The 6,804-nt window shown below is 59.4% G+C and carries 6 protein-coding genes; 2 read left to right on the top strand and 4 right to left on the bottom strand.

Features of this window, described 5'->3' with window-relative positions; genetic code table 11:
- Positions 1–252: 252 nt before the first annotated feature.
- Positions 253–1,584 carry an IS110 family RNA-guided transposase gene (locus tag BFP92_RS17850; protein WP_065911656.1) on the top strand — a complete coding sequence of 444 codons (1,332 nt, stop codon included), beginning with the start codon at positions 253–255 and terminating at the stop codon, positions 1,582–1,584.
- A gap of 174 nt (positions 1,585–1,758) precedes the next feature.
- Here the strand turns inward: BFP92_RS17850 and BFP92_RS17845 are convergent, their stop codons facing one another.
- Genes BFP92_RS17845 through zwf form a run of 3 tightly spaced genes read right to left on the bottom strand, consistent with a single transcriptional unit; the run spans position 1,759 to position 4,608 of the window.
- Positions 1,759–2,424, bottom strand: a complete 666-nt coding sequence (locus BFP92_RS17845; RefSeq protein WP_065930484.1) for a bifunctional 4-hydroxy-2-oxoglutarate aldolase/2-dehydro-3-deoxy-phosphogluconate aldolase — start codon at positions 2,422–2,424, stop codon at positions 1,759–1,761.
- A gap of 17 nt (positions 2,425–2,441) precedes the next feature.
- The gene (pgl, locus tag BFP92_RS17840; RefSeq protein WP_065930483.1) at positions 2,442–3,155 is read right to left on the bottom strand and encodes a 6-phosphogluconolactonase; all 714 of its coding nucleotides are present in this window, start codon (positions 3,153–3,155) and stop codon (positions 2,442–2,444) included.
- Positions 3,142–4,608, bottom strand: a complete 1,467-nt coding sequence (gene zwf / locus BFP92_RS17835; protein ID WP_065930482.1) for a glucose-6-phosphate dehydrogenase — start codon at positions 4,606–4,608, stop codon at positions 3,142–3,144. The genes pgl and zwf overlap by 14 nt, the downstream gene beginning before the upstream one ends.
- 219 nt (positions 4,609–4,827) lie before the next feature.
- On the opposite strand from zwf, the gene BFP92_RS17830 reads away from it, so the two are divergent.
- The gene (locus BFP92_RS17830; protein ID WP_169985276.1) at positions 4,828–5,688 is read left to right on the top strand and encodes a MurR/RpiR family transcriptional regulator; all 861 of its coding nucleotides are present in this window, start codon (positions 4,828–4,830) and stop codon (positions 5,686–5,688) included.
- 130 nt (positions 5,689–5,818) lie between these two features.
- On the opposite strand, the gene BFP92_RS17825 is transcribed toward BFP92_RS17830, so the two are convergent.
- Positions 5,819–6,664 carry a D-hexose-6-phosphate mutarotase gene (locus BFP92_RS17825; RefSeq protein WP_065930481.1) on the bottom strand — a complete coding sequence of 282 codons (846 nt, stop codon included), beginning with the start codon at positions 6,662–6,664 and terminating at the stop codon, positions 5,819–5,821.
- Positions 6,665–6,804: the final 140 nt, after the last annotated feature.

The raw sequence follows: 6,804 nt of genomic DNA, 5'->3' as shown, positions 1-6,804 counted from the left end.
TGTGGGAGGACCCGCCACCTCTTCGATGTAGCGCTGTCGCGCATCAAACTGGTTCATCGTAAGGTTGAAGAACGCGGGCGGGGCAAAGGCCGTAACCAGCACTGGTGTGTCAGCACCCGAGTGGGAGAGTGGCCTGCACGGTATCGGCGTGGAGTCATTGTCGGCACAGCAAGCTGTGACCACGTATAAGAGAGTGAATCCGCTCGCCACCGTGTACCCCGCCCGCGTCATTCAATCCTGCGAGGAATTGTCATGACGCGCAAGAACCAAAAACGTTTTGAGGTCATCCACCCTGACTGCGCTGCCGTTGATGTTGGAGGCGGTGAACATTTGGCCGCCGTTGATCCGACCAAATGCGCTGACCCGGTTAAAAGGTTTTCAACCTTCACCGACGATTTGCACGCCATGGCCGACTGGTTTGAATCCATGGGCGTCAAGATGGTGGCGATGGAAGCAACCGGGGTTTATTGGATCCCGCTTTTTGAAATATTGGATAGAAGAGGTTTTAAGGTCTATCTGGTTAATTCGCGGGCAACGCGGCAGATAACCGGCCGAAAGTCCGATGTACTTGATTGCCAGTGGATCCTTCAGCTCATGACGCACGGCCTGCTGAGAGGCGCTTTTCGGCCCTCGGACGAAGTGTGCTCACTGCGTTCACTGGTCCGTCAGCGTAGTAATAAAGTTCGTGACCAAGCCAAAGCGCTTAATCGGATGCAAAAGGCGCTGGTCCAAATGAACATCCAGCTGGCTCAGGTCATCAGCAACATTGCCGGGGTGACGGGTATGAGCATTTTGCGAGCAATCGTTGAGGGCGAACGAGATCCAGAAGTGCTCGCCATGCTCAGAGACAAGCGTGTCAAAGCCGACCAGGCCACCGTCGCCCGTAGCTTGCGGGGTAATTGGCGAGCCGAGCATTTGCATGCGCTGAGCCAGGAATTGGCGGCTTATGATTTTCTGGAAAAGCAAATTGGTGAGTGCGACCAAGCCATTGCTCACGCACTGGAACGACTTCCAGTGCTTCAGGCGGATGTTGTCCCGCCCAGTAAAACACTGCGCAACCCACACCGCTCAAATGAGCAGCAACTGATTTTGCATCGCGCACTGAACAAGGTCATGGGCGTGGATTTGACCGCAATCCCAACCATAGGAATCGACACGGCTTTGGTTTTGGCCAGTGAATTGGGGGCGGATTTATCACGTTTTCCGACTTCGCAGCACTTCTGTTCGTGGTTAGGCCTCGCACCGCCGACGAGAATTTCGGGAGGAAAACCCCTTCCTGGAAAGACGGTGAAAGTGATTAATCGAGCTGCTCAAGCGCTGAAGCAAGCCGCCTCTATTGCACGTAACGACAAAAGTTTTATCGGTGCCAGCCACCGAGCGCGCCTGACCCGGATGGACACCTGTTGCGCGATTAAGGCGACAGCGCATCAACTGGCACGACTGATCTACGCGATGCTGACCAAAGGTCAGCCTTATGTTGAGAAAGGAATAGAGGAATTTGAAGAGCGTAGCCGGGACCGGCAACTGCGCGCCTTGGAGCGCAAGGCGCGAAAGTTGGGGTTGCAGCTGGTTAAAGCGGCTTGATTTTTAAGAGCAAAAACAATGAGTTATTTTTTGTTTGATAAGAGCTGGCTTGCCTGCTCCCACAGTTGATCGGCGTTGAATGTGAGTTTTTTGCAGGCAAAAAAAAGCGGTACACCGACCAAGTGCACCGCAAAAATGCCGTTAAGCACAGCAACAACGATTCGGTAAATCAGTTCAGTCCAGCAGCGCCAGCGCCTGTGCGGTGACTTCCTGGATACGGGCCCAGTCGCCGTTCTTGACCCATTCAGGGTCCAGCATCCAGCTACCGCCCACGCACATCACGTTTTTCAACGCCATGTAGTTTTTGATGTTGGCCGGGCCAACGCCGCCGGTTGGGCAGAATTTGACTTCGCCGAACGGGCCGCCCAGGGCCTTGATTGCAGCCACGCCGCCGCTGACTTCAGCCGGGAACAGCTTGAAGCGGCGATAACCCAGGCCATAGCCTTCCATGATGCCCGAGGCATTGCTGATGCCCGGCAGCAGCGGGATCGGGCTGTGCACCGAGGCTTCCAGCAGGTCGCGGGTAATGCCGGGGGTGACGATAAATTGCGAACCGGCCACCTCGGCCGCTTCGAGCATGTGGCGGTCGAGTACGGTGCCGGCACCGGTGCACAGTTCAGGGCGTTGCTCGCGCAGTACCTGAATGGCCTTGAGGCCGAACTCGGAGCGCAGGGTCACTTCCAATGCGGTCAAACCGCCGGCTGCCAGGGCATCGGCCAGCGGCAGGATGTCCTGTTCGCGGGCGATGGTGATCACCGGCAGGATCCGCGCCCTGGCGCAGAGGCTGTCGATCAGGGCAACTTTGTCCGCCATGGACACGGTCGGTTGAGGGCTTTTCATAGCGGCTGATCCTTGGCTCATGGGCACCAGTAAATCTCTAAAGTAGGTTGCAAAAACGCGCGAATCGGCATGGCAGCAACGTCATCACTGGCCAGCGCGGCGCTCAAGGTGGTCAATTTCGAACTGCCGGAAATCGACAGTACCGTGTAATGGGCCGTGGCCAGCAGCGCGCGACTCATGGTCAGGCGCTGGTGCGGCACGGTCGGCGCCAGCATCGGCCAGCAACGGCGCGTGCCGTCGGGCTTGAGCGCCTCGCCCAGGTTGGGGCTGTTGGGGAACAGCGATGCGGTGTGGCCGTCATCGCCCATGCCGAGCACCAGCACATCAATAGCAGGCAGCTCTGCCAACTGGCGATCGGCCAGTTCGGCGGCGTCTTCAAGGTTTGCGGCAACGTTGTACAGGCTGAGGAACCTGGCCTTGGCCGCCGGGCCCTGGAGCAAATACTTCTTCAACAGGCCGGCATTGCTGTCGGCGTGTTCCACCGGTACCCAGCGCTCGTCGGCCAGGGTGATGGTGACCTTGGACCAGTCCAGGCCTTGTTTGGCCAGGTTCTGGAAAAACGCCACGGGGCTGCGGCCACCGGACACTACCAGGGTCGCTTCGCCACGGGCACTGATGGCCGCGCGCAGTTGCTCGGCCACGTCATTGGCCAGGCCATCGGCCAGCAACACCGGCGTGCGGTACTCATGGGCTGTCACGCCCTGAGGCAGTTTCAATTCAGATATCGCCATACCACGACCTCCCATCCCGCGTGATCAGTGCAATCGAGCTCATCGGCCCCCAGGACCCCGCCGCATACGGCTTGGGCGCATCACCGGATTTTTTCCACCCGGCGATCAACTGGTCACACCACTTCCACGCGGCTTCGATTTCATCTTTGCGAACAAACAGGTTCTGATTGCCGCGCATTACTTCCAGCAACAACCGCTCGTAGGCATCGGGAATCCGCGCGCTGCGATAGGTGTCGGAAAAATTCAGTTGCAGCGGGCCGCTGCGCAGTTGCATGCCCTTGTCCAGGCCTTGCTCTTTGGTCATCACACGCAAGGAAATACCTTCGTCCGGCTGCAGGCGGATGATCAGTTTGTTGCTGATCTGCAGGCGCTGCTCGGGGGCGAAGATGTAGTGGGACGGTTCCTTGAAGTGGATGACGATCTGCGACAGCTTTTGCGGCATGCGTTTACCGGTGCGCAGGTAAAACGGCACGCCGGCCCAACGCCAGTTGCGGATATCGGCACGCAGGGCGACAAACGTCTCGGTGTCGCTCTGGGTGTTGGAATTTTCTTCTTCCAGGTAGCCCGGCACCGGCTTGCCGGCGCTGTAGCCGGCGATGTACTGGCCGCGTACTACCTGGGTCGTCAGGCCTTCCGGGCTGATCGGCGCCAGCGCCTTGAGCACCTTGACCTTCTCGTCACGGATGCTGTCGGCGGACAGGTCGGCCGGTGGGTCCATGGCGATCAGGCACAGCAGTTGGAGCAGGTGGTTCTGGATCATGTCGCGCAGTTGGCCGGCCTTGTCGAAGTAACCCCAACGGCCTTCGATACCGACCTGCTCGGCCACGGTGATTTCCACGTGGGAAATGTAATGCTGGTTCCACTGGGTTTCGAACAGGCTGTTGGCGAAACGCAGCGCGATCAGGTTCTGGACGGTCTCTTTGCCCAGGTAGTGGTCGATGCGATAGGTGCGGTTTTCCGGGAAAAACTGCGCCACGGCGTCGTTGACCTTGCGCGAGGACTCCAGGTCCGAGCCGATGGGTTTTTCCAGCACCACGCGGGTGTTGTCTGCCAGGCCGACCCTGGCGAGGTTCTCGCAGATCGCGCCATACACCGCCGCCGGGGTGGCGAAGTAGGCGATCAGGCGTTGTTCGGCCCCGACCTTTTCGGCCAGGGCGACATAATCGGCGGCGTTCATGAAGTCGACGTGCACATAGGCCAGACGCGCCAGGAAGCGCGCGGCCACCGCCTCATCGAGTTCCTTGCCGACGTATTTACGCAGTTCTTTTTCGATATGGGCCAGGTGCTCCTGCTCGGAACCGGCTTCACGGGCCAGGCCCAGGATGCGCGTATCGTCGTGCAGCAGCCCGGCGCCATCGAGTTGGTAGAGGGCAGGAAATAACTTGCGCAGCGCCAGATCACCCAAGGCGCCAAACAGGGCAAAGGTGCAGGGTTCTACGGTTATCGAAGGCATGATGTTTGTTCTTTTATCAAGTTAAGCTACAAATACCTTTTTTCAAGGCATCACTCAAGGAAAAATGTAGTAATAACCACAACATTTTCCCGAAATACGCATTCCGAGTGGTGGTGTTCAGCTACCCTCAGTAGGATAGGCCACCGCAAAGGGCCACTCGTCGATTGGTTACCGCCCTTTTTTTGCATCGTCGCCCGAAGGAAAGACTGAATGGACCGCGTGCGAAATCTTCTGGAACAGATCCGGAACCGCCTCGAAGAATTGAACAAGGCCGAGAAAAAAGTCGCCGAGGTCATCCTGCAAAACCCACAGCAGGCAACCCGCTTCTCGATCGCCGCCCTCGCCCAAGCCGCCTCGGTCAGTGAACCGACGGTCAACCGTTTCTGCCGTTCGTTCGGCGTCAGCGGTTACCCTGAACTTAAATTGCAGCTGGCGCAAAGTTTGGCCAGTGGTGCGGCGTATGTCAGCCGCGCCGTGGAAGCCGATGATAACCCTGAGGCCTACACCCAAAAGATCTTTGGCAGCGCCATTGCCTCCCTGGACAGTGCGTGCCAGGCCCTCGACCCGGCGCTGATCAGCAAGGCCGTGGATTTGTTGATCCAGGCGCGCCAGATCCACTTCTTCGGCCTCGGCGCTTCGGCACCGGTGGCCATGGATGCGCTGCACAAGTTCTTCCGCTTCAACCTGGCCGTGACTGCCCATGCCGACGTGCTGATGCAACGCATGATCGCGTCTGTGGCGCATACGGGCGAGCTGTTTGTGATCATTTCCTACACCGGGCGCACCCGCGAGCTGGTGGAAGTGGCGCGTATCGCCCGGGAAAACGGCGCGTCAGTGCTGGGCGTAACTGCCGAGAATTCGCCGTTGGCCAAGGCCAGTACCGTGAGCTTGAACATCCCGCTGCCGGAAGACACCGACATCTACATGCCGATGACGTCGCGGATCATTCAGCTAACGGTGCTGGACGTGCTGGCCACCGGCATGACCCTGCGCCGTGGCGTGGACTTCCAGCCGCATCTGCGCAAGATCAAAGAGAGCTTGAATGACAGCCGGTATCCGGTGGGGGATGAGTTTAACTAGCAGCAGTCTCCACCAGCAGTACCGACCCTATCGCAGGCACGCCAGCGCCCACAGTGAGCCGAGCTGCCCATTTGGAATGCACTCCCCTGTGGGAGTTGGCTTGCCTGCGATAGCGCCATAAGCTCCACCACTAAACCCCAGCCCTGGCCTGTAAACTCAAATGCGCCCGCTCCCCCGGTGCCAGAATGGCTGCCGCCATCGCCGACTCCACACACACAAACCCCGACGCCTCGTTAAAGCTCACGCCCAACAACGGCCGGCTGCCTGGATGCCACACCACCGTGTCAGCACTGTCGCCGGTGTCGATGCACAGCTCGCGTTGCCAGGCGTGGTCCTTGAGCTGTAATTCGCCCTCATGCTGGAACACCCGCTGGCAGCCGCCGTCTACCCGCAGCTCGCCTTCCTGCTGGCAAACCTGACGGCTGAGCTGGTCATAACCTTGCGCGCCATCGAGCCCAGACAGCGCTATCTCGTCGACGTGACCAATACGCCAGTAAGCGTGCAACGCATGGCTCAACTGGCATGGCAACTCGTCCTGGTGCTCGGTGCTCAGGCGCAACTCAAGGGTTTCGCCCAGGTGCGCGTGCAGGTCGACCTGCCAGTCGCACAGCTGCAATTGCCAGTGCAGACGCACGCCGTCGTCGTCAGTGCTGCTGTCGAGCAGTTTCCAGTCGATCAGCCGCGCCCAGCCATGGGACGGCCACGCGTTCTCGCTCGGATGGCGCCCATACCACGGCCAGCACACCGGCACGCCACCCCGGATGGCGCCGACCTGCGGCCACTTGGCCGCGCACCACAGCCAGGGTTTCTGGCCGGTGGGCTGAAAGTGCAGCAACTGCGCGCCCTGGCGACTGAACACCGCCTGGCACAGCGGATGGTCGATCACCAACACGTCGCGCATCTGAAAGCGCTCCCAGGCGAACACCGGTTGTTCACGCAGGGATTTGAAAAAGCGTTGCAGCGGATGCTCATGCATGTGCCACGGTCCTGGAATTCAATGTCGCTCAAACCTTGGTTCCCCTTGTGGGAGCTGGCTTGCCTGCGATGCGGGCGACTCGGTTTGTCTGAACGACCGAGGCGCTGCGATCGCAGGCAAGCCAGCTCCCACAAAGGTTG

The organism is Pseudomonas sp. 58 R 3, from assembly GCF_900006605.1.
Classification (GTDB): Bacteria; Pseudomonadota; Gammaproteobacteria; order Pseudomonadales; family Pseudomonadaceae; genus Aquipseudomonas; species Aquipseudomonas salomonii.
This window is presented reverse-complemented; position numbering and strand designations above follow the sequence as displayed.